Below are 24,861 nucleotides of genomic sequence, written 5' to 3'. Positions count from 1 at the left end.
TTATCTAAGTTACGGAAGGATCTTGCGATCACGTAGATTTCTGAAAATATCCATAAACATAGCCTCAGTGTCAATGAAATCATGAAATCCGAAGCGGCGAGCTTTGGAACCATCCGCGAAGAAGTCATAATCCCACGAGAAGACAAAGTCTCCAAATGCCCAAGAAGAGACGTCGTCATAAGGGGTGTTTACCAAACCATACTTTCCAATCATGGAATTCCAAAGATTTTCTTTATCTGCCATCACGGTTGTAAGTGAAAGGGGCAGTGGAGGTGCTGTTTCCAATTCGAAAAATGCAGCGATTTTGGGCCATAGTTCATTCCAGCGAAACAGATCGCCATTGGTGATATTAAATGCCTGATTGGCACATCGCGGATCGGTTGCTGCCCATACGGTTGCATGAGCGAGCAATGTGGCATCCGTCATTTCAAGCAGCGAATGATACGCTCCTGGTTTCCCAGGGAATCGAAGTGGCAAGCCAAGTTCCTTGGAGATAGCCGCATATACGCCAATAACCATGGCAAGGTTCATTGGATTACCCAGGGCAAATCCACACACCACAGACGGGCGAAGGGCTGACCAGGTCCAGCTGCTTCCGGGTTGCCGTTTCTCGAGAAACTGTTGCTGATCGACATTGAATTCAGGGGGCATATGATGTGCATCCGTTTCTTTGGCAGGTGTTTTGAATGGGCCCAGATGCGCACCGTACACTTTATAACCTTGCATTAGGCTAATATGTTGGAGATTTGGAGCGATCGGTTCAATCGTATTCACCACATTGACGAGCATGGCCAAGTTGGGCTGTACCAATTCGGCCCAGGTTGGGCGATCCTGATACGCGGCATAGAAAATATGCGTAACCGTCGTTAAATGACTTAGTTTGTCTTGTGTGTCTGCTTCGTTCAGTAAATCAGCTGATATATAACGTAACCCAGGGGCATCTTCCCCTCCGCGGCGAGATACACCAATGACATTCCACTCGGGAAGTGTCATCAGATAATCAATAAGGTTTCTTCCAATGACGCCTCCAGCACCAATGACAAGTGCGGTGTAACGGGTAACGGATTGTTCGGGTTTCAATGGACATGCTCCTCTCTTCTTCTGTTCATATTGTGGGTCAGAAAAAGAAGGATGAGAAGTACGCACCTCAAAGTCATATACGTACTTTGAAGTAATATATGAGCCTGGAGCAGGATACGAGCTTTATAATCTGTACGTTCAATGGATGTTATTTGTTACTTGCCTCTAACGACAAGAAGCTGTAAAAGGAACAATCGCTCCTTTCACAGCTTAGAGTGTGTGTATATTCGTTCACTAGATCTGATGTAACTATGGTTTACGCTGGATATCCGCCACCTGGAGGCGGCCATGCACCGTAGAAGCGACGCAGCAGAACAATCTCCCCTAGATGGTACGAGTTATGAGAGGCGATATTGCGCAGAAGTCCTGCTTTGGTTTCCCCCGGGAAATAAAGTAGTGGCTCATCTAATTGTGCTGTTTCTGCAATGGTTACCGCTTGATCAACCCCATCCAGGAATGCCTGAATATCTGCCTTCCAGGTTGCTTCGTCCTGAGGACCTTTCTCTTCAGGCCAGCTCTCACTCGCGTTAGCAGGGGGCTGTGGCTTGCGTCCTTCCAAGTGTTCGAGCATGAATTGCTGCCAATAATGCATATGTTTCACCAACTGATAGATCGTATAAGGCATGGCCTCGTGCGTACGAGCAGCAAGTGTGACATCGATATCGGGTAGAGCATGGGCGATGCGGATATGACCGCGTTCCCCCACTAATGATTTAACAAGGGCTTGCCCGAAGCTTTGATTCACATCTGACATATGGAACCTTCCTTTCTTCCAGACCGGATTGTTAACCTGTCTTCTATTTAATATTATACAATTAAATTTCTAGAAATTGAAATTGGGAAATGATAACCATAATACTTAAAATGCCTATGATATAATAGTGAAAATAAATCTCAAGACCTCAGGGTCGAGGAGGAAGCTCCTGTGAAAGTGATATTGGTTGACGACGAACGTCTAGCGTTGATAGGCCTTCAAAAATCACTAGAAAAAGAAGTAAGCGACATCGAAATTATTGCTACATATATGAATCCAACAGAGGCTGTGGCGGGTATTGTGGAGCACCGTCCTGATGTTGTATTTCTGGATATTCATATGCCGGAGATGGATGGTATGGATCTGGGAAGACAGATTCAGACGGCAACACCGGGCACCGAAATTATATTTGTGACCAGTTACGATCAATATGCAGTGCATGCTTTCGAACTACAGGCCTTGGACTATGTGATGAAGCCCATCCAAAAGGATCGATTGAAGCAGACGGTAAGCCGAGTAAGAGAGAAACTGAGCGTAAAACGGGAGCAGCGGTCAAAAGATACAAACGTACCTTTAATTTGCTGTTTTAATCAGATTCAGTTTAAGCTTCCAGGCAAGGATATTCAGGTTGCCAAATGGCGCACAAGCAAGGCGCAGGAGCTGTTTGCATACCTGCTTCACCATCGGAACCAGGTTATTCATCGCAGTGTTCTGCTGGAGCTTCTGTGGCCGGGAATGGAAGAGGAAAAAACGGCACACCAACTCTACACTGCGATTTATCATGTCCGCCAAACCCTAAAAACTTGCAATATGGATATGATCACGATTCAGAGTGGACACCTGGAGGCAGGCTATCGACTCGAATTGGGTGAGGCTCAGCTGGATAGTGAACAGTGGGAACGGGAAATCAGGCAATGGAAAGTCGTAGACGCAAGTACCGTTCATGCCTATGAGCAAGCGCTTCATCTATATAAGGGTACCTATCTTGGCAATTATGAATACATGTGGGCTGAACCTGAGCGGGAAAGATTACGCTATCTGTGGCTGTATCATATGAGACAACTAAGTCTGTATTACCAGCAGCATGGGCTGGTGGAGAAAGTGATCGAGAGTACACAACGTATCCAGCATATGCTTCCGGATGAAGAAGAAAGTTATTTTATGCTAATGAAGTTATATGATGAAATGCACAACGATCTCGGTGTAGAGGAGCAGTATCGTCTCTTAACCACCAGAATGGAGCAAGATTTGGAGATACCGATTAGTGAAGAGGTCCGCGAATGGTACAGGGACTGGAAGCTGGGACTGATCAAATCAGGGCAGCGTATCCAATGAAGTTACGACAACCAAAGTCCGCAAGCCGTTTCAAATATGTTCTGATCCTGTCGATTATTTTAGTGGCATTGGTTGGCATGCGTTGGGTCTGGTCGCAGTTCTTCCCTGCCTTGGATGAGCATCACGCTGTGAATGGTGTACTTGACTTGCGAGGTGTTGATCTGGAGCGAACGCCGATCATGTATCTGAATGGAGAATGGGAACTATATTCGAATGAATTACTGACCAGTAAGGATATTTCAGGTAGGGGAGGAGCTACGGCAGGCGTAGTTCAAGTTCCGGGCAATTGGGAAAATACCGAGAAGAATCGGGGTCTGGAGAGTGCAATTGGCTATGCCACATACCGATTACGCATTTTGACGGATCCCCTCCAAACACCTGTGGGCTTCTGGTTCAAAAACATTCGAAGTTCATCGGAGATTGAACTCAATGGGGATATCACAGGTGGAATGGGGAGGATATCGGAGGATGCAGATACATATGTACCGAGAAGTAACTCGTATACGGCGACCTATGAACATGACGGAACCACCGAGATTGAATTACTCATTCGTGTAGCCAATTATGATAGCCCGTACATAGGCGGAATCGGTAAACCCGTTCGCTTTGGTTCTCAAGCGGCGGTTGATTACGCACGTTGGTATTCCATTGGTTTTCAACTGGCCATTTTTCTCGTTCTACTCCTTCATGGCATGTATGCCTGTATTCTGTTTGTGTTCAACCCCCAGGAGCGGGCCTTACTTGTTGCAGCTATATTAACCTTATCTGTGGGCATCGTGGTTATGGCTGGTCATGATAACATTCTGATGTTATGGCTCCCTATTAACTATACGTGGGGGATCAAGCTTCGTCTGATTGGTCTGCTGCTGCAAAATGCCTGTATTCTGCTGTTGTTCCAGAGATTGACCTTGGTACATATACGAACAGTGATCCTTCAATTAGGTATTGTCACGACAATGGCTTATATTGCTGTTATTTTGGCTGTGCCCATTCACATTGTCTATACCATGGTTCATTACGCTTTCATCGACGTATTCTTTCTCGTCTCTTCTCTCTGGTTCCTGTACATTGTAGGTGTCATGCTCTTTAGGAAACAGGCTGATCGGGATATGGTCTTTCTACTCCTGACAGCCGGAGGCATCATATCCAATATGTTGTGGAGTACAAGTGAGACATCGAAAGATGTGACAACAGTCTATTATCCAATTGACATCATCTTTGCCATTACCGGCTTCTCCGCCTATTGGTTCAAGAAATACTTCAGAAATGCCAAGGAGAACATGAAGTTGAATACAGAACTGCAGAAGGGTGACAAAATTAAAGATCAATTCTTGGCGAATACATCACATGAACTGCGGACCCCACTGCACGGGATTATTAACATCGCTCACAACGTGGTCACCCGAGAGAAAAACCGGTTGGATGAACGGAGCCTGGAGGATATGGAGTTGCTGGTTACGATCGGTCGACGGATGTCACATCTCCTTGGTGATCTACTGGATGTAGTCCGACTGAAGGAGCACCGCATTGTGTTGCGTCAGAGTCCTCTTTCCATACAGTCGGTTGTGCCTGGCATTATCGCCATGCTGCAATTCATGGCAGAACGAAAACCAGTCCACCTTCATATGGAGATTCCGGAATCGTTCCCACTGGTCATGGCTGATGAAGAAAGGCTCGTTCAGATTTTGTATAATCTGCTGCATAACGCGCTTAAACATACAGAGGAAGGAACGATAACCGTAAGTGCCGAAATTTGTGAAGAACATGCTCTGATTCATGTGACGGATACAGGCATTGGCATGGATGAGGACACACGGATGCGCATTTTCCTTCCGTATGAACAAGGGTCGTATGGAATAAGCGATGGACAAGGCATCGGACTTGGACTGAACATCTGCAAAGAGCTCGTAGAACTGCACGGCGGGGCACTTACGGTTCACTCGGAACTCGGAAAGGGCTCGATATTCAGCTTCGATCTGCCACTCGCGGATGAAGCCGCCGATCAGGCTCAGTCACAGCTACCTCTAATCTGGGAACAGGCAATGGAGATGATGGAAGATGCACCTAGCGGATTCCTGTTACCCCGCCCAGGTATGGGGGACGCGGAAGCCTTGGCGACGGCAGAGATGGCTCCTTTGTTAAAAGAGGGAAAAGCCACCATTCTGGCTGTCGATGATGATCCGGTGAATCTGGATGTGCTGGTCAGCATTCTTTCGACCGAACCATATGATATAACTACAGCAGGTTCGGGTCAGGAAGCGATGGAATTGCTCGGCACACGTCAGTGGGATCTGCTCATTACAGATGTGATGATGCCCAATATGTCTGGATATGAGTTAACCCAGAAGGTGAGGGAACAGTTCTCGATGTCTGAGCTTCCTGTGCTTCTGTTGACGGCACGAAGTCAGCCGCCAGACATCTACACGGGGTTTGCATCGGGGGCCAATGATTATGTCACGAAGCCTGTAGATGCGGTAGAACTGAAATATCGGATACGTGCATTGACCATGCTAAATCAGTCTATCCAAGAGCGCCTGCGCATGGAGGCCGCTTATTTACAGGCTCAGATTCAGCCTCACTTCCTGTTTAATACGCTGAATTCACTTATGGTTTTAAGCGATATTGATACAGAGCATATGCGGAAACTTGGTGAAGCTTTTTCGTCCTATTTACGGATCAGCTTCAACTATCTCAATACAGGGGAACTGGTGAAATTATCATACGAGCTGGAACTCGTTGAAGCCTATCTTTTTATTGAAAAAACACGATTTGAAGATCGATTGTCGGTGGTATTAAACGTAGAGCCGGACCTTCCGTTGCTTCTCCCGCCGCTATCGATCCAGCCTTTAATCGAAAATGCTGTCAGACACGGTCTATTAAGCCGCAATGTAGGTGGTACGTTATGCCTATCCATCACTCGTCATGAGGGTTATACCCGTATTGAGGTGAAGGATAATGGCAAAGGTATGGAACCGGAGAAGGTTGCAGAACTGCTACATGCTACGCCGGGTGGGAAAGGCGGAATAGGCATTGTGAATACAAACCGCAGATTGCTGCAACGGTATGGTCGGGGATTGTCGATCGTAAGTGAGCCGGGTGAGGGCACGATGGTATCATTTGATATTCCGGATAAGATATAAGGAGAAGGCCGCAGAAGTGAAGACTTCCGGCCTTTTTGTTTTGCTTGCGCATTCAATCCCTATTTTTAATTATTTCTAATGCATCTTTCATATGTTAGTATGTTTAACATTAGAAGCGCGAGTTCCGGCAGTAGGCGCTAAACGTTGTTATAGTGGGTGAAGAGATCGATGCGCAATTGGGTCAAAAATGAAAATGTACAGATGATGGCTATTGCCTTTGCTACAGCGGTAGGGGCGCAATTCAAGATAAATCCGTTCCGGGAAGATTACTTCCGAATCGGGCTGGGGGTTAGCATCCTTTTATTTCTGCTGATGATCATGCCACACTTGTCTTATGTGAAGACAGGAATCCTGACAGGCATCGCGAATTTGCTGTTTCAGTCGGCAGATCTTATCAATCATGTACAGACCGTGTCCATACTGGAAAGCATGCGGGACAATCTGGGGGCAGGCGTGTATTATGTGGTCTTTGCCTATGGGCTTAGCAAATTCAAGCATCGATTCCATGAGATACAGCCTCTTCTGCTCGGCGGGTTAATCACATGTATCGATTTCTCCTCTAATCTTGTGGAGCTTCTTTTTCGCGGAATGTTAAGCGGGACCAATATCTTTTATATGAAGGAATGGTTGTATCTGCTTGTGGTAGGTGGTCTGCGAAGTTACTTTGTGATTGGGCTATATAACAGCATTGCGGTGAGGCAGATGCGGCTTTTACATGCAGAGCAGGAGAAGCGGATGGAGCAGATGCTGAGTGTGAACTCGGGTCTGTATAGCGAGGTCTTTTATCTGAAGAAAGCGATGAATACGATCGAAGGCATTACGGCAGACAGCTATGATCTATATCGCGATCTCCGGGAGCAGGACATGAATCAATACAGTCAGCGCACGCTGGGCATTGCTCAGCAGATTCATGAAGTGAAGAAGGATTCACAACGCATTCTCGCGGGTCTGCTGAAGCTGTATGATAACGAAAAAGCGGTTAATATGAGCCTGTCTGAAGTACTGAACTTTGCCAGCAAAGCAAATCGAAAATATAGCGAAATGCTGCATAAGCAGGTCGAGATCGATATTGAGCAACAGTATGATTGTGAGTCTCCGTATTACATTCCTCTTCTAACGGTAATGAATAACCTGATTGCCAATGCGGTAGAAGCGATTGAGCATGACGGGGCGGTCCGAATTCGTGTGTATGAACAGGAAGGTGACGTGCATTTTGTCGTGATGGATTCTGGTAAAGGCGTACCTGAAGCCAAACGGGATGTTATCTTCGAACCGGGCTATACAACAAAGTTCAATGAAGTTGGCATTGCCGCGACGGGCATTGGCCTGTCCCATGTGCGTGATATCGTCCAGTCATTGGCGGGACAAATTAAGGTAGAGTCGGCGCCTCCAGGAGAGACAGGGACAACATTTGCTATAGCTTTTCCCAAAATGAATTTAATCAAGGGGGCCGATGTCGATGACACTTTCTATCATGATCGTGGATGATGATGTGGTGAGCCGGAGCATGCTGCATGATATCATTGAATCCTGTGGAATCGGCGAGCTTGCAGGCATGGCTGAGGGCGGCATAGAAGGAGCGCGGATGATCATGGATCTGCGTCCTGATGCGGTGCTGATTGATCTGCTGATGCCGGATCAGGACGGAATTGAGATAGTAGCGAAACTGAAGCGCAGGCCTACCAGAACGGCATTGAATTCTTCATTCATAAACCGATTAATCGGGTGGAAGTGGAGCATGTGCTCAACAAAGTGAATGAACAGTGGAAGTACGAACGTTACGTGCTGGAGATCAAGCAGTCGATGGCTCGATTGAATCTGGTGGAAGCGGCGGCCCCTGCTCAAGGTCGTACGGTGCGAGATGCGGCAAGAAGCATTCTGATAGCAACCACAAGTTTGAACATTATGCTCCCCTCTACTTTGACTTCCAGGATGTTCGAATGAAGATGAGAGCCATGGAAGAAGATCAGGCAGGTGACAAAGGCAAGGTTAATATCAAAAAGTTCCTGCATGTGTTCTACATGGAGACAATTGAAAAGATGAATAATTGAACAACTGAATAGCTGAGATATGTTATCTCTTAACCCAAAGCCGAATTTCAGAGGAGGAGAAAGTGAAATGAACATAACTATTGATCAACAAGGCAATTCTAAGGTCGCCATAATTGAAAGTAATGACATCGTCATCAACAATGCTCAAGATGCACTGGATTTGATGGCTTCGGTAAGGTATACCGATGATGCTGATAAACTCATTATCGACAAATCGAACATCACGGAAGAGTTCTTCGAACTGAAAACCAAGCTTGCAGGCGAGATTTTGCAGAAATACGTGAACTATCATGTTAAGCTTGCTATTGTGGGAGATTTCGAAGGACATAACAGCAAAAGCCTGAGAGATTTCATCTATGAGTGCAACAATGGCAAGCATGTTTTCTTTTTGAAAAACAAAAAGGAAGCGCTTCAAAAGTTGCATAGTATCAGTTAAGGTACATCCGAGACATGTAGAGAGCCTGCTTATAATTTGAGCCAAACGTAGGAGGTTTGCACCGTGATATCTAATGAGAATTTAAAGGTATATGCTCTGCCTGAGATCGGAAATCTTAAAGTGCATGGCAGAACAACTGAAGAGCGATCGCCGTTGACGTTATTTTGGACGGGGAGTGCAGTTGAACTCAATGTACGGGGCTCCGAACTATGGGTTGAGGTAGAGTCACAGTATGACATGTATGAGTCGTGGATCAGCATTCTGATCAATGGTGTTCCAGTGAGCAGACAGATGTTAACGGCGGGAAGGTACTGGGTCTGTATATTCCGAGGAATGAACACGAATGTGGTGAAGAATGTACGGATCGTCAAAGATGTTCAAGCGATGAGTGGTGACCCGGGTTGTGCCTTGCAGATTCATGCGGTGAAATCCGATGGAGCGTTCCTGCCTGTTCAGGAAAAACCGTACAAGATCGAGTTCATTGGTGACAGTATTACATCTGGCGAAGGTGCGATTGGAGCGAAAGCGGAGGAAGATTGGATTCCGATGTGGTTCAGCGCCATACATAATTATACATCCATGACAGCAGAAGCGCTGAATGCGGAGTATCGGGTCATCTCGCAAAGTGGCTGGGGTGTGCTGACAAGTTGGGATAACAATCCAAAAGGGAACATCCCCGAGTATTACGAACAGGTCTGTGGCTTGCTTACTGGTGAGCGTAACGAAGCGCTCGGTGCAGGAGATCAGCATAATTTTGGTTCGTGGCAGCCGGATGCGGTGGTCGTGAACTTGGGCAGCAATGATGGGGGCGCATTTCAGTCACCTGAGTGGAAAGACCCCGACACTGGCAAGGTGTACAAGCAGCGGCTGAACGAAGATGGTACGTATCATGAGGAGGATCTGGCTGCTTTTGAGAAAGCGGTGGAACAGTTCCTGTTCAAACTTCGGAAAAACAATCCGGCGGCACATCTCGTATGGGCATATGGCATGCTTGGTTTTCCCATGATGCCCGCCATCTACCGTGCGGTTGATGCGTATGCAAAGGAGACAGGGGACCGCAAGGTCTCAATCATCCAGCTTCCTGATACTACCGAAGAGACGGTAGGGGCGCGCACCCATCCTGGCGAGTTATCTCACCGTAGGACGGCAGAGGTGTTAGCGGAATATGTACGAGGAATGATAGGATAGCTTGAAATATGGTAAAGGAAAGACCACTCTTTCATGAAATGTACCCCGATGGTTAGATTGTGTCTAACTTTATGGGTCCCTTCATCATAAGAATGGTCTTTTTCCTTTTCTACTTATCTAGACATTCGAGGGTGTGTCCGTTGTGCCGCTGTTCTGTACCTCATAACGAATCGAAATGATCTGTCCCAGCGTCTGGGTTCGGATCATTTTGAATTGGCTTGGCACAGTGCCTGTCGGGAATAAGGGAATGCCTTCGCCAAGAATTTTGGGAATGATGGCAACTTCAATCTCATCCAGCAATTTTTTTGCTAACACAGCTTCAACCAGTATTCCGCCACCCACAATCCACACGTCTCCATCAGAAGTTTGTTTTAACCGGGGAATGAGCGTATCTACCGTCTCGGTTGTAAACTGTACATGCGGAGCGGGCGGCTGTTCTGAGCGGGTCAGTACATACGTTGGGCGATCCGCATAGGGGAATTCTTCAGAAAGTGTGAGCACCTCTTCATACGTGTAACGTCCCATAACGACGCTACCGATCGTCTGATAAAAGGCGGCATACCCGTTGTCTCCACCGTCACCCTCCACATCAAATAACCAATCGACCGAACCATCCAGTCTTGCGATATATCCATCCAAACTCATAGCAATGTACAAAATTGTTTTGTTATCAGACATATTCATCGCTCCCTTCTAAAATGTATGATACACTTTAACTATGACAAAAGTTGACGTAGTTAGGATGTTGAATTCATGAATAATCGGAAGCTGGCTATCATGCGTCTCATGGATTCCAGACAGAAATTCACTGCCCGGGAACTGGCAGAACGGTTCGACGTTTCGGTTCGTACGATCCAGCGAGATCTGGATGCATTGCAGGCGCTGGGTTTTCCTTTGTACACAGAAGTTGGCGTGAACGGAGGATACCGGGTGTTGCCCAATCGGATTTTGCCACCTCTTCAACTGACACAGCAGGAGGCATTAGGACTGTTTATGATGCTGGAATATCTACAGCAAGTCCCGGATTTTCCATATGGATCAATGCGTGAACATCTGGCTGAACAGTATTTCTCTACTTTGCCTGAGGATGTACAGGATCTGATTATGCGAATGAGAGAGCATATTACCTTTGTCCAGCATCCTGGTGAGCATTCCGAGCCTTTAACAACCGAGATATTGGGTGCAGCGGTAGAAAAGAGAGAAATCGAATTTATGTATCATGCCCGCAGTGGTCGCAAAAAAGTCGAAGTCTTCCCCTATGGTATCTACTATGAGCAGGGAAATTGGTACATGCCAGCCCGGAATAAGGATCGCGTATTGTTGTATCGGGTGGATCGCATGCAGCAATTGGCTGTTATGGAATCGGTGGATGCATCTGTTCCGAGCCTGAAGGCGTGGCTAGATGCCAAAGAAGACAGAGCAAGCGTAGAAGTGGTGCTGCAATTCACGGAATTTGGAGCGAGGATTGCCGCGTCCGATGTGTTGTTCAAGTCGGTTGATGGCCATGAGTGGCTCGGACTGGTTCCGCCTGAGGAGTTTTCTTTTACAGCGCGAAAGTTACTCTCCTATGGCCCGGAAGTGAAAGTGATCTCACCTCCTGAATTGAAGCAACAGGTTAGAGAGCTGCTCGAACGAAGTCTAAGCCAGTATAGTAGGGGATAAAAGTTATATACGCTCGATATTTGGGTATCCAGGAAAAGATAAGAGAGGTGGTAGAGGAATGAGCAAAGTTTGGACGAAAGACATCATCTCGACTGTATCCGATAAAGTAGTAATTGTGACAGGGGCGAATGGCGGATTGGGGTATGAAACGGCATTAGCGTTAGCTGAAAAAGGCGCGAGAGTTATCCTTGCAGTTCGTAATTTGGAAAAAGGTGAAAAGGCAGCTAATCAGATAAAGTCGTCTGTCCATGTCGCTGGAGAGGTAAGCGTTATGCAGCTTGACCTTAGTGATTTAGCCAGTATCCGTAAGTTTGCAGCCGCTTTTCTTGAGCAATACGATTCCTTGTCTATTCTCGTCAATAATGCAGGAATTATGAATCCTCCATTCCAGTTAACGAAGGATGGCTTTGAATTGCAGTTTGGTAGTAATCATCTGGGCCATTTTGCGCTTACGGGCCTGTTATTGCCACAATTGATTTCTACTCCGAAATCGAGGATAGTTACTATAAGCAGTTTGGCAGCTGGAAATGGTGCAATTGATTTTAATAATTTGGATGGCTCCAAAGGATATGCTCCCATGAAGTTCTACAGTCAGAGCAAGCTAGCCAATCTGATGTTTGCGAGAGAACTGCAGAATAAGTTCAATTCCGCTCATGTTGATTCCATGAGTATCGCCGCTCATCCGGGAATTTCGCATACCAATCTATTTTCCTTCGGTTCGGGGAAACAGGCCAATATTTTCATGCGCAGTCTATTGAAAATCATTAGTCAACCTGCACATATGGGGGCATTACCTACCTTGTATGCTGCAACAGATCCGACAATTACGGGAGGAGAGTATATTGCTCCCAGCGGTATAGGTGGCACTAGGGGCTATCCCAAGAGCGCTACGATTATTGAAAAATTATATGATGCCAACATTTCAAGCAAGCTATGGAGCGTTTCAGAAGAATTAACAGGGGTTTATTACAGATTTGACGTGTAGATTTTGCCAATTAGGAAAATAAACCTTATTATGGTATGGATAGTTGAAAGTTCTTCAACACGAATATGATTGAATGGGGGGCTACCATGATTCGATTCATAAGAAGTTTTACGATCAGCTCTATGCAGAGTCCATGCGATGAACAACGGCGGTTGTTTGCATAGAGCCTGAATTTCTTTTCCGCCACATCATTTTATTGCTTAACCAATGCGTTCATTGTACGACTCTGCTGCCTTAAAGATTTTAACTTTTAAGGAGTGGAGTAACGTGAAATATATTAATGCGGATACCATCTTCCCGGAAGAATTGCTGCGAGAAATACAGCGTCATATCCCCGGAGGCCTGATCTATATTCCGAGGCCCAAGGATGGCCACAAGAAGTGGGGCGAGAATTCGGGTGGCAGAAGGATTGTCCGGGAGCGGAACGACGGGATCCGCCAGCTTTTCGCTGCCGGAACAACCATCGATCAGCTTGCGGACCAATATTGTCTATCCATTGATAGCATCAAGAAAATTGTGTATTGCAAGAAGGGATGAAACTATAGAAGCCATGTTCGAGCAATCGAATGTGGCTTTTTCCTGTAAGAATAAAAAATGGTTATTAAAGGTTTTTTACATATTCGAGGTTGTTAACTGCGCTTACAATTAAATTGACAGTGCAAGGATGCGCGATGAGAGTTCTTGAAACAAGTTTTCAAATCATCTGGTAAGGTTGGTGAATATGAATAATATGAATATAGAATTGAAATTAACGAATAAAGACGAGGCGTATGTGATTAAAAATATGTACCCGCTATACCTTCATGATCTATCCGGACATTATGGTCTGGGTGGAGAGCATACCCCGAACGAACATGGCATTTTCGAACCAAGTCCTGATTATAAAACGTTACAGGATCAGTATAATGTACAGAATGTGTGGTGGGAAAAACCGGAGTGTCTTTATCCATTCCTCATGATTGTGGATGGCATACCGGCAGGTTTTGCGTTCATAGCTACTCCGCCATATTGTTCACAAGGCACGAATTTCTTTGTACATGACTTCTTTCTGATGCAGCCGTTTCGAGGTGTAGGCGTTGCTGAACACGCGGCATCGACGATCTTCGGAATGTTTAAAGGAAACTGGGAGTTGTTCACCAATCCATCGGAGAAAAATAAGATTGGCCAATCTTTCTGGCGGAAAACAGTGGCTAATTATACCGAAGGTAACTATCGGGAAATGTACGGGCATACCTTTGATGGCTATAAATTGATTTTTCAATTCTCCAATATATAAAGAGAGACCGTCTCCCTTTGAGGAAAACGATCCCTCTCCATTGCCTTCTATAAACTACCGTTGAAATAGTGATACTCAGAATTCACTTCAAAACCAACACTGCGGTACAGATTCAAAGCACGTTTGTTCTCAGTAACCACAGACAGGCGAATATCTGTGTAACTTTGTTTTCTTAGGAGATTCACCAGGATGCTAAGCGCAGTGCGCCCCAGTTTCTGTCCCTGATAAGCAGGCAAGATACAGAAGTTATGAATAAATGCGGTTGTTGCATTAATGGAGTTGACCCGTACCAGCCCAACAGGCATTTGATTCTGCCATGCAATATAGGTGACTCGGCTGGGTTCATTTGTTTGCATAAAGTACTCGCGTGTCCAGTCCTCCGAATCTTCAAAGGCTTGGGATGAGCAAGTGACCATGAATTCCATATCCTCGGCTTCTGCTACGGACAACGTTACTTCATGCGGCTCCACAACCGAAAAGACCTCATTCACAAGTTGCATCGAGTACTCCGCACGATCATAAATGGCTCCAAGAGATTGGGCAGTGAGAAGGCCCGGAGATAAGCCCTGAGGAACACGATAACTGAGTTGGTTGATCCCTTGTGGTTTCATATCCATGATGGCCCTTTTCAGTAGGCTGCTGAACACACCTTGGCGACGATACTGTGGGTGTACGATGGCATTAATATTCCCGGTTACACCATCGGATGGATACCAACTGAGGAGTCCTACCAGATCACCGTGGCGATAACAGAGGAGCGCATGGTCTCCGTCTTTTTTGCTGATATGGTCAAGGTCTGCTTTCAGATGAATGGAATCAAGCTGCTTACATTGTTGTTCGAGTAAAATAATAGCTTCAATCTGTTCCTTGGAATCATAGATCATAGGAACGACTTGATAAGTTGACATAGCTTTTACACCTTCATTGTTGAAGGAAACACGCAGTTATTGGACCCGCAGGCGCTATCCTTCGAAAGTTGGTCCAGTTGTAATTTTGATCATCATCATTATCTCCTCCAAATCACTTCCCGATGACTATAACACAATTTGTTATGAAGATGACACCCAATGGATGTAATTCACTGGATGCCTGTTCAGATGTGCCCAATAACTGGACATTATATCCTATTGAAGAGATAATTGAGAGTGATAATGACGAGAAAGGGAGGGATTAACCATGCGCAAGTTGGCATATGTGATGGGTACATTATCTCTTTCCGCCGCCATGTTAATGGGATGTACAACATCTGAACCAGCGGAAAGCACTGAACCCATCACTCCACCAGCAACGGAACAGCCAAGTGATACAGGGGACCAGAAGGCGACGGCGGAAGAGCAGCAACAAGCGCTCGAAATGTCGCTGGAGTATAAGACAACAGAACTGACTGTGGATGGTAAGGACTATGAGGATACGTTAGAGATGGAAGGGTTATTGGCCAAAGGAGACACCATGAAGCCGTTCCTGACCTCCAGGAATTATGAGGCTTATATGGCTAATCGATATATTGTCTTGCCTCTTCAGGTTGCACACATTGAACAAGCGAAACTGCATCCTGAAAATATACAAACCAAGATCAAAGATAACAAGAGCGACTGGATTCTTGTGGAATATACGCTCGATCTGAAATTTACAGACGAGAACGGCAAGGAGTTCAAGTCCATTCCGTTATCGGGGGATATCACCTTTTTGCAGGATCAGGGAGAATGGCGCATTCAGGATGATACGTACAATAGGGATGCATTCGCAGACATCATCAATAATTCACTAACCATTACGAATAAGCTCTTTCATATTAAGTACGCACTTCAAAGTGCGTACTTTTTTGTGGGTGTGTACAGCTAAGCGTGCGTCGTCAAAAGGGCTTCATCGTGATGATTGTTCTTGTCTCTTCCTAGAAATTTGCAGGGTACATTCTCCTGTAATGATGATATCATTTGGATAAATAAACTTACTTATTGCGCTTGTAGAGATTGGGGTTGGATTCATCATGAGGGGAATTCTCCGAGTTGGTTCTCGTAAGGTGTGGTTTTATATCGTTGTTGCCGTTATTGTTGGCTTGGTTGCAGGCTATGTCGTCCTCTCTGAGCCGGCCTCTCCTAAGTTCCAAAGTGAAAAAGGTATTCTGGATTTAAGGCAGGTTCAGCTCAGTACGAATCCACAAAAGTTAACAGGGGAGTGGTCGTTCTACTGGCAAGAGCTACTGTCGCCTGAGGACATACGGGTTCGTTCGGCAAGGGAAGGAAATCAGGACCACTGGATCAGCATCCCAAGCTCCTGGCTTGGCTATCCGTTAGAAGGTCAGCGGCTGAGTGGTACAGGCTACGCAACCTTTCGACTGGTCATACAACTAAGTGAGAACGATCGAAACGAGCAGCTTACTCTGCGGTTGCCGAGCATTTTTCATGCGTACAAATTATGGGTGAATGGCGAACTTCTAGAAGAAGTTGGTGAGGTGGGTCAGGACAAGAGCCGCGTGACCCCGCATCTGGAGACGAAACTGGTGTATTTTCAGCCTAAAAACGATACGATAGAGCTGGTTATGCAAGTAGCCAACTTCAATCATAAGCGTGGCGGCATTACCAAGGATATCGAGCTAGGTGGTAGTGACGTACTAACTTCCAAGACCAATCTGAATCTTGCCAGGGATATGTTCATCACGGCAAGTTTGCTAGTGATCGGCTTGTATAATCTGCTGTTGTTCATGCTGCGACGTAAGGATAGGGCTCCGTTATATTTTGGCCTGTTTACTGTACTGCTTGGTATTCGATCCTTGTTCAACGGGGAGCTTATCTTTACACAATGGTTGCCTCAGTTTCCTTGGGAATTGCAGTTCAAGATTGAATATCTGATTCTTTGTGTCAGTGGTTATATCATCAGCATGTATTTTGATAGCATTTTTCCCAATTACATATCACGATGGTTTCGTCTTTTTAGCTTGATCACAACCGGCGTATTCTGTGTCCTTGTGGTGGTAACTCCTGCACTTATATATTCGAAATTTATGCTGATGATCGGTGTGATGGTAGTTCTACATATGATTTATCTGATGATCGGACTGGTTCAGGCGGCTGTGCGACGTATGGAGGGAGCGTTGATCTTCCTGCTGGTGTCGGTGGTTACGTTGGTCACGGTTGTCAACGATTTTTTATATTTTAACGGATGGTCGCCGATTGGAAATACATCTCCGCTTGGGTTATTGATATTTACGATTGCGCAGTTGATTCTGCTGTCTTCGCGATCTACGAGGACGGCATCGAACGAAGAGAGAATTACACGTGAATTACAGAACGTTAATGACAAGCTGATTGAAATGAATATGAATCTGGAACAGACCGTTCAGGAGCGAACACAGGCCTTATCTACAGTGCATGATGATCTCCAAACCTCGTATGACCGACTGCTTCACTCCGAGCAAGGGAGGAAGAAGCTTCTTGCTTATATTACGCATGATCTGCGTATGCCGTTGTCCAGTATGCTCGGATATGTAGAAGCTATACAGGACAGGGTCAAGCCGGAACGCAATGAACAATATCTGAAGTACATCCGGGAGAACACGATAAGGATTAACCGTATGATCGAGGAGTTGTCCTTCTTGTCTCATTTGGAGACCGGACAGGTCTCGTACCGAATGGAGCCGATTCAGATGATTCCTTTCTTGCATGGTTTTTTTGAACAGTATGAGTTGGTAGTGCGTGACGCAGGATTAGACTTCATACTGGATATCGGAGATACCGAGGATAGACGATCTATTTTGCCAGTTGTCGAGATGGATGCGAAAAGAGTAGAGCAGGCCTTATTTAATCTAGTATCTAACGCCATGAAGTTCACCTCCAGCGGGGGGCTGGTGCGTATTGCACTAGTTGTGGAAATGGTGAATCATGCTCCTCATGCAGTTATTAGCATACAGGATTCTGGCATGGGGATTCCTCCGGATCAGCTTGAGCAAATCTTCGAACGTAATTACAGATACGATCGGCCGGGAATGGGCATAGAGGGCAGTGGACTGGGGCTGGCAATTTGCAGGGAAATCGTACAAGCGCACGGAGGCATGGTTCGAGCGGAGAGCGACGGCAAGATGGGGGCGACATTCTATATAACGTTTCCTTGTACGGTGATTGAAGGAAAGGGGTGATGAGATGGACACGCACAAAATCATGATCGTTGATGATGATCCTCATATATGCGAGATTGTGCAGGTGTATTGTGATAGGGAGGGATTTGTCTCCACCTGCAGTCATAGCGGGTCAGAAGCGATGGAGCTGCTTGCATCGTTTGAGCCGGATTTAATTATACTGGATATATTACTGGCTAATGAAAACGGTATTGACTGGTGCAGGAATGCGCGTAATCTCACCAGTGCGCCGATTGTGTTTCTGAGCAGTCAAGAGGAAGACGAAATAAAAATTAGCGCATTATCCTATGGCGGGGACGATTATGTGACCAAACCGTTCAGTCCGGGAGTGCTCATGGCCAAGATCAAGGCTCACCTTCGCAGAGTGTCGACGGGTAGAAGGGAACAACTGCTGGAGTTACCGGGTTTGACACTGGATTTCTACACGCAGTCCGTCAACATGGGGAGTATACCTATCTCTTTATCGAAAAAAGAATTCAGTCTGCTGTCCTATATGGCACAAAACGTGAATCGTGTCGTCAGTGTCGATACGTTGTTTCAAATCATCTGGGGAATGGAAAGTCTGGAGGATACAAGAACGGTTGCTGTACATATCAGTAATTTACGCAAAAAAATTGAGTCTGACCCCGCTGATCCTGAACGAATCATCACGGTTCGGGGGAGTGGATATATGCTGGTTGCTACCAGTGTGTCACAAGCATGAATACAGCGGTAAGGATGGTAGCCTTCCATAAGTAGGGCGAGATATTCGTAAAATATTAGGGGTAATTTGCCCGAACCGGGTTTGGGATAGTTTTTTCTAAATGGGAAAATGGCGTTGGAGCAGTACCTGACGCTATTGGCCCATTTTTTGTTCTTTCCACTAGCTTCGTAACCGACTCAAGATATTGAATCCCTCGACAGAAGTCCGCGCTTTTCCATCCTCGTCAAAATGATGTGCCATCTCTCAGAGGAATTTAACGATCCAACACGCATGGTTTAAAGTTTTCTTTAGGTTTCTCAGTAGGATAATCCATCATGATAAAATTACAGTGGTCGATATAACGACATATTTCATCAAATTGTAACTGAAGAATAGCTACGAGAACGGTACATTCAAGCCGGATCAAACGATAACAGTGAAGAAATGGTTGTCATGCTGTCTCGCATTAGTATTTGAAGAAGGAAGTGGCTCCAATGGCACGAGTTATATGTATTACATCAGGGAAAGGTGGCGTTGGCAAGACGACGGTGACGGCTAATCTGGGGACTGCCCTTGCCTTATCGGGGAACAGAGTTTGCCTGATCGACGCTGATTTTGGATTGAGAAATCTGGATATTCCACTTGGTTTGAGCAATAGGGTAAACTATCATATTTCCGATTTTCTGATCGGTCGATGTGCTTTACATCAAGTGATTGTCAAAGACAAGCGAATTAGCACCTTGTTCTTCATCTCCTGTAGTAACGACGTGATGCATCACGATGATCCGCAAGTTTTTCGCGAGGTCGTGCAGCAAATAGCCCAAGATTATGATTATGTGCTGATTGATTCGGCGGCAGGCATTGAAAATGGATTCTGGAATACAGCTTTAGCTGCAGATGAAGCTATTGTCGTCACTACCCCTCATCGTACGTCGCTTCAGGACGCTGATCGCGTAATCGGATTGTTAGAAAATATATTTCAGGCTCCTCCGCAGCTCATCATTAATATGGCCGACAGGCAGGAAGCTCGTTCGGCAACGGTAAAGATGGAGGATATCATCGATATTCTCAATATCGGTGTGATAGGCGTGATCCATAGCGATGTAGAAGTTATACGTTCCGTACATAAAGGCATCCCGATTGCACTTGATCCCGAGTTTGAAAGTGGGCAGCGTTTCCGGCACATCGCCCACAATGTGGCGAAGAATCAGCAGAAGAATTTTATTTCATTAAATTCCAAGAAGCATAGAAGTATTTTTTTGCTTTCTCAAAGACTGCTTTGGGGGGAGAGCAGTTGATATATTTGATTCTGGTATATGGATCGTTTAGACGCGAATCATCTGGATGGTTTACAGACTAGCTAAAAGAATTCATGAAAATTAGTGGTGTGGGGAGTTACCTTCCCTAGCCGCTATTTTTTGATGTCTATGATGTTCTCGTTTGCGAGTAGTTGCTTACTTAAAGTTTTCTTTATAATTCACAAGTGTCCCTATCTCGCATGATAAAATACGGAAGAAAAAACGACATAATTTGCTGTGTCGGTGTCACAATTCGACTGCGACTGATCAGAAAGGTCGGTGAACGAATTCAATCTGTAAAGTTGGCATTATCGTACCTTAAAGCAGTCGGATCTCTCCAGTTGGATGTTTGAGCTGACGTTGATGTTCTGAATGTGCTGAACGCCGCAACTAGGTTGTAAAGTTTTTCCTCGCTTGATCTCCACGTGCCGAGCGAACTGACTCGCAGGAGACCACTGACCCCGATCTGGGTCAGTGGTTTCGGCTATTAGTCTGGCTTTGTTGATTAGCTTGGTTAGAAACCAATTTTGGATGGTTTTTTTTAGTTTGATCTATACATAGAAGGGATGAATAAAAGTGAAGAAAGTAATACAGGGATGGAAGGTGAGCCGGCAGATCCTGATGTGGATGCTGGTGGTCAGCTTAATAGTTTCTGCCGTGCCCCTATTACCAGCGCAATCGGCAGTAGCGGCTGAACTGCCGATGCAAAAGACAAAAGTAACCACATCCACTGGATTCCAGGATGTGAGTCCCACCGACTGGTTCTATGATGCAGTCGTCCATGTGCAGGAGAAGGGCATATTCAGCGGAACGAACGCGAGTAGCTTCTCTCCTAAGGGGACAATGACACGTGCCATGTATGTAACGGCACTTGGACGGATGGCCGGAGTCGATGCGGGGGCGTACTCCACTTCGAGCTTTGCTGATGTACAGGCGGGCAGCTGGTATGCGCCATATGTCGAATGGGCGGTTAAGAAGGGAATTACCGATGGCACGGGGGATCGGAAATATTCGCCGGATGCTACCGTATCTCGGGAGCAAATGGCAACGATGACGTTGCGGTATTTTGAAAGCGAACAGATTCCATATCAGACCGAGAATCCGGTCACGAAAGAGCCGGGTGATATCGCGAATGTATCGCCTTGGGCGGCTGACGCGGTCGTCAAGCTGTGGCAAGCCGGTGTGTTCACCGGAGACGCCAAGGGCAACTTCAATCCGCGTGCGCAAGCAACTCGCTCGGAAGCTGCGGTTCTTTTCATGCGCAACAATGCAGTTGTAGAGGCGTGGAAACAGCAGAATTCAACGCCAGTGACGCCAACACCTGAACCAACGCCAACGGTGACACCAACACCAACACCGACATCAACACCAACACCAACGCCGACGCCTGGCGGTAATAATGGTGGTGGAACGCCTGGAGACAACGGAGGCGGTAACACCGGTGAGGCTACATACACACTCACCTTCGAGAGCAACGGAGGTACGCCAGTTGACGCGCAGAAAGTGCGGAAAGGCCAAGCGCTAAGTACTCTGCCTGCCCCAACAAAGGAAGGTTACATTTTCCAAGGGTGGTTTGTGGATAGTGACCTTTCACTCATCTTCGCAAGTGGCACTACCTTGACTGCGGATACGAAGTTGTATGCGAAGTATACGGATAGCATAGATAATGCCGTACAGAGCACACCAAGCTATTCGGTGCTGGATGTGGCACCAGACTTCACGATCGCGGTACACGATGCATCAGGAAACCTGACAGTATCCGAGGTTCAAGCGGGCATGACGTTCACAGACACGGCGAATCCCGACTTTGCTGGAGTTACCGTCACTGGCGGGAACGGTGCTTTCACGGTAGCGTCCGCAGCTGAAGACGGAAAATTCGTTGAAGGCAATACGTATCAACTTACGTTGACGGATAACAGTTTGTCCTTCCAAGGCCAAGATGCGACGACGAGTATTTACGTTTTTAGTGTCGCTAAGCAAGAGGTTCTGGACATTCCGCTGAACCCTAACATGATCTACCTTCCATTTACGGATGTCACGGATATGATATTGAATGGCGAAGCTGTGGGTTCACCTGCGATTTCGGTAGTTGCCACGACGGTGGGCGGTAGCGAAAATGCGCTTGCCGAGGCGAATGCGAGCAGTGGAACGTTCGTGTATTCCGGCAGCACCGTGATTCAAGTCGGCAATACTGTCGCCATATATCAAGGGGTTCGTCCCGATCGACGCACGTTAGAAACCACCGGCGCTGACGACGGCGATGTGGCCTATGTCCAGATTACGGCGGTAGACGGAAGCACTTATACCTACGATCATGCGGATATCAAACAAGTATTGCTCAAGCCGGATGTTCTGCCGGTGAGTGTGGAAGCGGACACAGATGGAGATCGGAACAACAATTCCATCACAGTTGAGCATACCCAGATGAACTACAGCGACAGCCTGTATGAGCCTTTTGGCTTGGATGAGTTAACCACGGTGGATGTGGGTGACTTTATCGGTTTTTATGAAGGCAACTTTGCTGAAGATGGTTCTCGAATTGTCAGTTATGGACGTATCACTTCAATTACGCCTGAAGCTGAGATGGACGTCATCGAATATACTGATGCCACGATTGGAGATATTGAGAATGTCTTCAACATCTATCAGCAGCAAGCGATTGACGGCGACGATCTGTTGTCGGAAGAACAGATTGCACAGCTCGAAGAGCAAATTGAGCAGCAAGCGAGGGACAGCGGATTCGTCAATGAAGCCGCGGATTATCTGTCTGACATCGCCATGGAGACGAAGGAAATTCAGGAGATCAAGGCTCAGTCCTCCCTTGCGTCCGGTAAAGGGAGCCGGGTAAGTGTGGAGAATCTGACCGTTGTTGCTTCACTCGGCACGAGGCTGAAGAATATTGACGGCCGAACCTCAGGCGTAAGCGCTACATTACAAGTGGGTGCCGATATTGTTGTCAATATCAATGAAGACAGCGATCTTGTTATCCATATGACGGGTACATTCGTTCAGGAGATGAGCCTGGATCTCGGTATTAATGGGGATATGCAAGGGCATTGGTTGAAAAAGTGGGGAATTCCTTACTGGTACAGCATTGATGATTATGTAATTACGGCGAATCTGGATGCTTATAGCTATACCGGGATGAACATCACGGCAGAGATAGCTCTCGTTGAACACGATAAGTTAAATGATGCACTGAATGACTGGTTGGGCGAGAAGAACGCTGGCAGGTTGGGAAAGGTTCAGGACATTGCGACACAGATTAAAGCGGTAATGGCGGGTGTGCAGGATACTGCCGTAGATGCGGAATCGTTGAAGGAAAAGTATCAAGAGATGTTGGAGCAAGACACGGAGTGGGTTCCGTTAATCAAGAAAGAGCTCTTTGAAAAGAGCGTACGCGTGGCTTTAGGTATTGTGGAAGTCAAATTTGAAGCGGAGTTTGTGGTCAGCGCCCAGGTGAACCTGACGGTGGGGGCAGATTTCTACTATAAGATGGCCAAGCGCTACTCGGTTAGCTTGCGCGTATTGAGTTTTAGTGGTTCGAGCAATACGGTCAGCTTGCCGGGAGACGGAGATTACCAATTTACCTTCTATGTGATGGGGACGATCGGTTTACGAGCTGGTATTCATATGGAGGTCAAAGCGGGGATTGGAAGCGTCAAGTTGAATAGTATCGGGCTTGCTGTAGAACCCGGTGTGTATGTGAATCTGTGGGGCTACTTCTATTATCAGCTAAAAAATATTAGCGGGGTGAAGACTACGAAGTCTTTAGGCGCCCTGTTTGTTGAGATCGGCATCTATCTGGAGGTCGAACTCGGCGCTCAATTAGGCGATGGAGCGCTTTCCGACGGTGTAGAGCTGGTCGATGAAGAGTGGCCGCTATACACGATAGGTGAGCAGCAGAACGTATATGATTTCGCCTATCCGCAGGATGATGAGCTTGGGTTGCTCTTTAGGGGAAATGCTGACTCTCGCAATTTACCAGAGTCATTTTTCAAGATGAATACTCTTGATTTGAAAACAGGTATAACTACGGAACAAACATATGATAGTTCACAATTTGATATTCAATTAAGCGGTGATAATTTCAGATTTTTGCTAGATAAAAAAGGGGTACAAGTTAGAAACAAGACGATTCCATCGAGTGCGGCTAAATTAGTTATTACTTGGAAGGGAGCGCCGATGTCATTCACGTCAGATCCAATTCAGCGTACATTTCCACTGAACTGGATTAAGAGTGAGGATGGTGACCTTACGATTGAATTAGATCCAAGGAATGGTGAACTGTCTGAGATTGTGACTGCTGCCTTTAATGCAGCCATTCATGTGAAAAATAAAATCCCAGTAAATCCGGGATATACTTTCAATGGATGGTATACCGATGCATATAATGGAACAAAAGTGGAAATTCCCAATCGGATGCCAGCAGGTATTTCGAAACTGTATGCACATTGGACTGTGAACACGAATACACCATACAAAGTTAATCATTATTTGATAGATGCAAATTCACAGAATTTATCTGTGCTTGCGGATTCCGAAACGCAGACGGGAACAACAAATACAGAGATTCGTATAACCTCTAACAAATATAGGGATCGTGGTTATAATGAAGTTGTAGTAAAAGGTATCCATATTAAAGGCGATGGTTCGACGGTTGTTAATATTTATTACAAACCGATAAGTCGGACACTAACTTTTAATTTAGGTTATGAGGGAGCAACAGAAGGTAAACTAACAGATCTAATTTATAAAAATATCGTTAATCGAATTCCAGTTCCAACAAGAGCGGGATATACGTTTGCGGGTTGGTCACCGAATGTACCAAATACGATGCCT

21 protein-coding genes are annotated in these 24,861 nt (G+C 46.1%); 17 read left to right on the top strand and 4 right to left on the bottom strand.

The genetic code is table 11. The features are described 5' to 3' along the window. Positions 1 to 9: 9 nt before the first annotated feature. The gene (locus tag FE296_RS11750) at positions 10 to 1,080 is read right to left on the bottom strand and encodes an SDR family oxidoreductase (RefSeq protein ID WP_124116869.1); all 1,071 of its coding nucleotides are present in this window, start codon (positions 1,078 to 1,080) and stop codon (positions 10 to 12) included. Positions 1,081 to 1,336: 256 nt separating this feature from the next. Then, entirely contained in the window at positions 1,337 to 1,834 is a 498-nt protein-coding gene (locus FE296_RS11745) for a DinB family protein (protein ID WP_124116868.1), read from the bottom strand. Between the two features lie 171 nt (positions 1,835 to 2,005). On the opposite strand from FE296_RS11745, the gene FE296_RS11740 reads away from it, so the two are divergent. The 8 genes from FE296_RS11740 (at position 2,006) to FE296_RS11715 (ending at position 9,984) form a co-directional block, all read left to right on the top strand. Continuing rightward, positions 2,006 to 3,169 (top strand): response regulator, encoded by a 1,164-nt coding sequence (locus FE296_RS11740; RefSeq protein WP_150365017.1) that lies wholly within the window; start codon positions 2,006 to 2,008, stop codon positions 3,167 to 3,169. After that, positions 3,166 to 6,309 carry a hybrid sensor histidine kinase/response regulator gene (locus FE296_RS11735; RefSeq protein ID WP_150365098.1) on the top strand — a complete coding sequence of 1,048 codons (3,144 nt, stop codon included), beginning with the start codon at positions 3,166 to 3,168 and terminating at the stop codon, positions 6,307 to 6,309. The genes FE296_RS11740 and FE296_RS11735 overlap by 4 nt, the downstream gene beginning before the upstream one ends. 156 nt (positions 6,310 to 6,465) lie before the next feature. Further along, the gene (locus tag FE296_RS11730; protein WP_223868851.1) at positions 6,466 to 7,797 is read left to right on the top strand and encodes an ATP-binding protein; all 1,332 of its coding nucleotides are present in this window, start codon (positions 6,466 to 6,468) and stop codon (positions 7,795 to 7,797) included. Further along, positions 7,769 to 8,065, top strand: a complete 297-nt coding sequence (locus FE296_RS33270; RefSeq protein ID WP_223868850.1) for a response regulator — start codon at positions 7,769 to 7,771, stop codon at positions 8,063 to 8,065. The genes FE296_RS11730 and FE296_RS33270 overlap by 29 nt, the downstream gene beginning before the upstream one ends. After that, a complete protein-coding gene (locus FE296_RS33265) occupies positions 8,062 to 8,253 on the top strand; it encodes a hypothetical protein (RefSeq protein ID WP_223868849.1) in 192 nt (63 codons plus the stop codon). The genes FE296_RS33270 and FE296_RS33265 overlap by 4 nt, the downstream gene beginning before the upstream one ends. Further along, a complete protein-coding gene (locus FE296_RS33260; RefSeq protein WP_223868848.1) occupies positions 8,250 to 8,360 on the top strand; it encodes a hypothetical protein in 111 nt (36 codons plus the stop codon). The genes FE296_RS33265 and FE296_RS33260 overlap by 4 nt, the downstream gene beginning before the upstream one ends. 67 nt (positions 8,361 to 8,427) lie before the next feature. After that, positions 8,428 to 8,796: a DUF4180 domain-containing protein gene (locus FE296_RS11720; protein ID WP_124116865.1), complete on the top strand. Its 369-nt coding sequence runs from the start codon at positions 8,428 to 8,430 to the stop codon at positions 8,794 to 8,796. A gap of 63 nt (positions 8,797 to 8,859) precedes the next feature. After that, positions 8,860 to 9,984 carry an SGNH/GDSL hydrolase family protein gene (locus FE296_RS11715; RefSeq protein WP_150365015.1) on the top strand — a complete coding sequence of 375 codons (1,125 nt, stop codon included), beginning with the start codon at positions 8,860 to 8,862 and terminating at the stop codon, positions 9,982 to 9,984. Positions 9,985 to 10,101: 117 nt separating this feature from the next. On the opposite strand, the gene FE296_RS11710 is transcribed toward FE296_RS11715, so the two are convergent. Then, positions 10,102 to 10,668, bottom strand: coding sequence for a dihydrofolate reductase family protein (locus FE296_RS11710; RefSeq protein WP_150365014.1), 567 nt, complete (start codon positions 10,666 to 10,668; stop codon positions 10,102 to 10,104). A gap of 69 nt (positions 10,669 to 10,737) precedes the next feature. Here FE296_RS11710 and FE296_RS11705 point away from each other — a divergent pair, with 69 nt between their 5' ends. From FE296_RS11705 to FE296_RS11690, 4 genes are all read left to right on the top strand, one after another. Beyond that, entirely contained in the window at positions 10,738 to 11,646 is a 909-nt protein-coding gene (locus FE296_RS11705; protein WP_150365013.1) for a helix-turn-helix transcriptional regulator, read from the top strand. Positions 11,647 to 11,704: 58 nt separating this feature from the next. Further along, positions 11,705 to 12,631, top strand: a complete 927-nt coding sequence (locus FE296_RS11700) for an oxidoreductase (protein WP_150365012.1) — start codon at positions 11,705 to 11,707, stop codon at positions 12,629 to 12,631. 267 nt (positions 12,632 to 12,898) lie between these two features. Continuing rightward, complete coding sequence (locus FE296_RS11695) at positions 12,899 to 13,168, top strand: CD3324 family protein (protein ID WP_150365011.1); 270 nt, start codon at positions 12,899 to 12,901, stop codon at positions 13,166 to 13,168. 205 nt (positions 13,169 to 13,373) lie between these two features. Continuing rightward, a complete protein-coding gene (locus tag FE296_RS11690; RefSeq protein ID WP_223868847.1) occupies positions 13,374 to 13,907 on the top strand; it encodes a hypothetical protein in 534 nt (177 codons plus the stop codon). Positions 13,908 to 13,954: 47 nt separating this feature from the next. Here the strand turns inward: FE296_RS11690 and FE296_RS11685 are convergent, their stop codons facing one another. After that, positions 13,955 to 14,815 carry a GNAT family N-acetyltransferase gene (locus FE296_RS11685; RefSeq protein ID WP_150365010.1) on the bottom strand — a complete coding sequence of 287 codons (861 nt, stop codon included), beginning with the start codon at positions 14,813 to 14,815 and terminating at the stop codon, positions 13,955 to 13,957. A gap of 268 nt (positions 14,816 to 15,083) precedes the next feature. Here FE296_RS11685 and FE296_RS11680 point away from each other — a divergent pair, with 268 nt between their 5' ends. From FE296_RS11680 to FE296_RS11660, 5 genes are all read left to right on the top strand, one after another. Continuing rightward, positions 15,084 to 15,749, top strand: coding sequence for a hypothetical protein (locus tag FE296_RS11680; RefSeq protein WP_124116857.1), 666 nt, complete (start codon positions 15,084 to 15,086; stop codon positions 15,747 to 15,749). A 145-nt stretch (positions 15,750 to 15,894) separates the two neighbouring features. Continuing rightward, positions 15,895 to 18,039, top strand: coding sequence for a sensor histidine kinase (locus tag FE296_RS11675; protein ID WP_124116856.1), 2,145 nt, complete (start codon positions 15,895 to 15,897; stop codon positions 18,037 to 18,039). A 4-nt stretch (positions 18,040 to 18,043) separates the two neighbouring features. Continuing rightward, the gene (locus tag FE296_RS11670; RefSeq protein ID WP_124116855.1) at positions 18,044 to 18,742 is read left to right on the top strand and encodes a response regulator transcription factor; all 699 of its coding nucleotides are present in this window, start codon (positions 18,044 to 18,046) and stop codon (positions 18,740 to 18,742) included. A gap of 452 nt (positions 18,743 to 19,194) precedes the next feature. Beyond that, positions 19,195 to 20,019, top strand: a complete 825-nt coding sequence (minD, locus tag FE296_RS11665) for a septum site-determining protein MinD (RefSeq protein ID WP_190945148.1) — start codon at positions 19,195 to 19,197, stop codon at positions 20,017 to 20,019. A 576-nt stretch (positions 20,020 to 20,595) separates the two neighbouring features. After that, positions 20,596 to 24,861: InlB B-repeat-containing protein (locus FE296_RS11660; protein ID WP_190945146.1), on the top strand; the 4,266-nt coding region annotated here is incomplete at its 3' end.

The sequence above is a fragment of the Paenibacillus sp. UASWS1643 genome (assembly GCF_008693195.1).
GTDB lineage: Bacteria > Bacillota > Bacilli > Paenibacillales > Paenibacillaceae > Paenibacillus > Paenibacillus amylolyticus_B.
The sequence above is the reverse complement of the archived record's forward strand: the minus strand, read 5'-3'. Positions and strand labels throughout refer to the sequence as shown.

Bases quoted from the DNA above. Each gene is read 5' to 3' on its own strand.
- FE296_RS11745 (WP_124116868.1), bottom strand. From the start codon at position 1,834: ATGTCAGATGTGAATCAAAGCTTCGGGCAAGCCCTTGTTAAATCATTA.
- FE296_RS11735 (WP_150365098.1), top strand. From the start codon at position 3,166: ATGAAGTTACGACAACCAAAGTCCGCAAGCCGTTTCAAATATGTTCTG.
- FE296_RS33270 (WP_223868850.1), top strand. From the start codon at position 7,769: ATGACACTTTCTATCATGATCGTGGATGATGATGTGGTGAGCCGGAGC.
- FE296_RS33260 (WP_223868848.1), top strand. From the start codon at position 8,250: ATGAAGATGAGAGCCATGGAAGAAGATCAGGCAGGTGACAAAGGCAAG.
- FE296_RS11720 (WP_124116865.1), top strand. From the start codon at position 8,428: ATGAACATAACTATTGATCAACAAGGCAATTCTAAGGTCGCCATAATT.
- FE296_RS11710 (WP_150365014.1), bottom strand. From the start codon at position 10,668: ATGAATATGTCTGATAACAAAACAATTTTGTACATTGCTATGAGTTTG.
- FE296_RS11705 (WP_150365013.1), top strand. From the start codon at position 10,738: ATGAATAATCGGAAGCTGGCTATCATGCGTCTCATGGATTCCAGACAG.
- FE296_RS11700 (WP_150365012.1), top strand. From the start codon at position 11,705: ATGAGCAAAGTTTGGACGAAAGACATCATCTCGACTGTATCCGATAAA.
- FE296_RS11685 (WP_150365010.1), bottom strand. From the start codon at position 14,815: ATGTCAACTTATCAAGTCGTTCCTATGATCTATGATTCCAAGGAACAG.
- FE296_RS11680 (WP_124116857.1), top strand. From the start codon at position 15,084: ATGCGCAAGTTGGCATATGTGATGGGTACATTATCTCTTTCCGCCGCC.
- FE296_RS11675 (WP_124116856.1), top strand. From the start codon at position 15,895: ATGAGGGGAATTCTCCGAGTTGGTTCTCGTAAGGTGTGGTTTTATATC.
- FE296_RS11670 (WP_124116855.1), top strand. From the start codon at position 18,044: ATGGACACGCACAAAATCATGATCGTTGATGATGATCCTCATATATGC.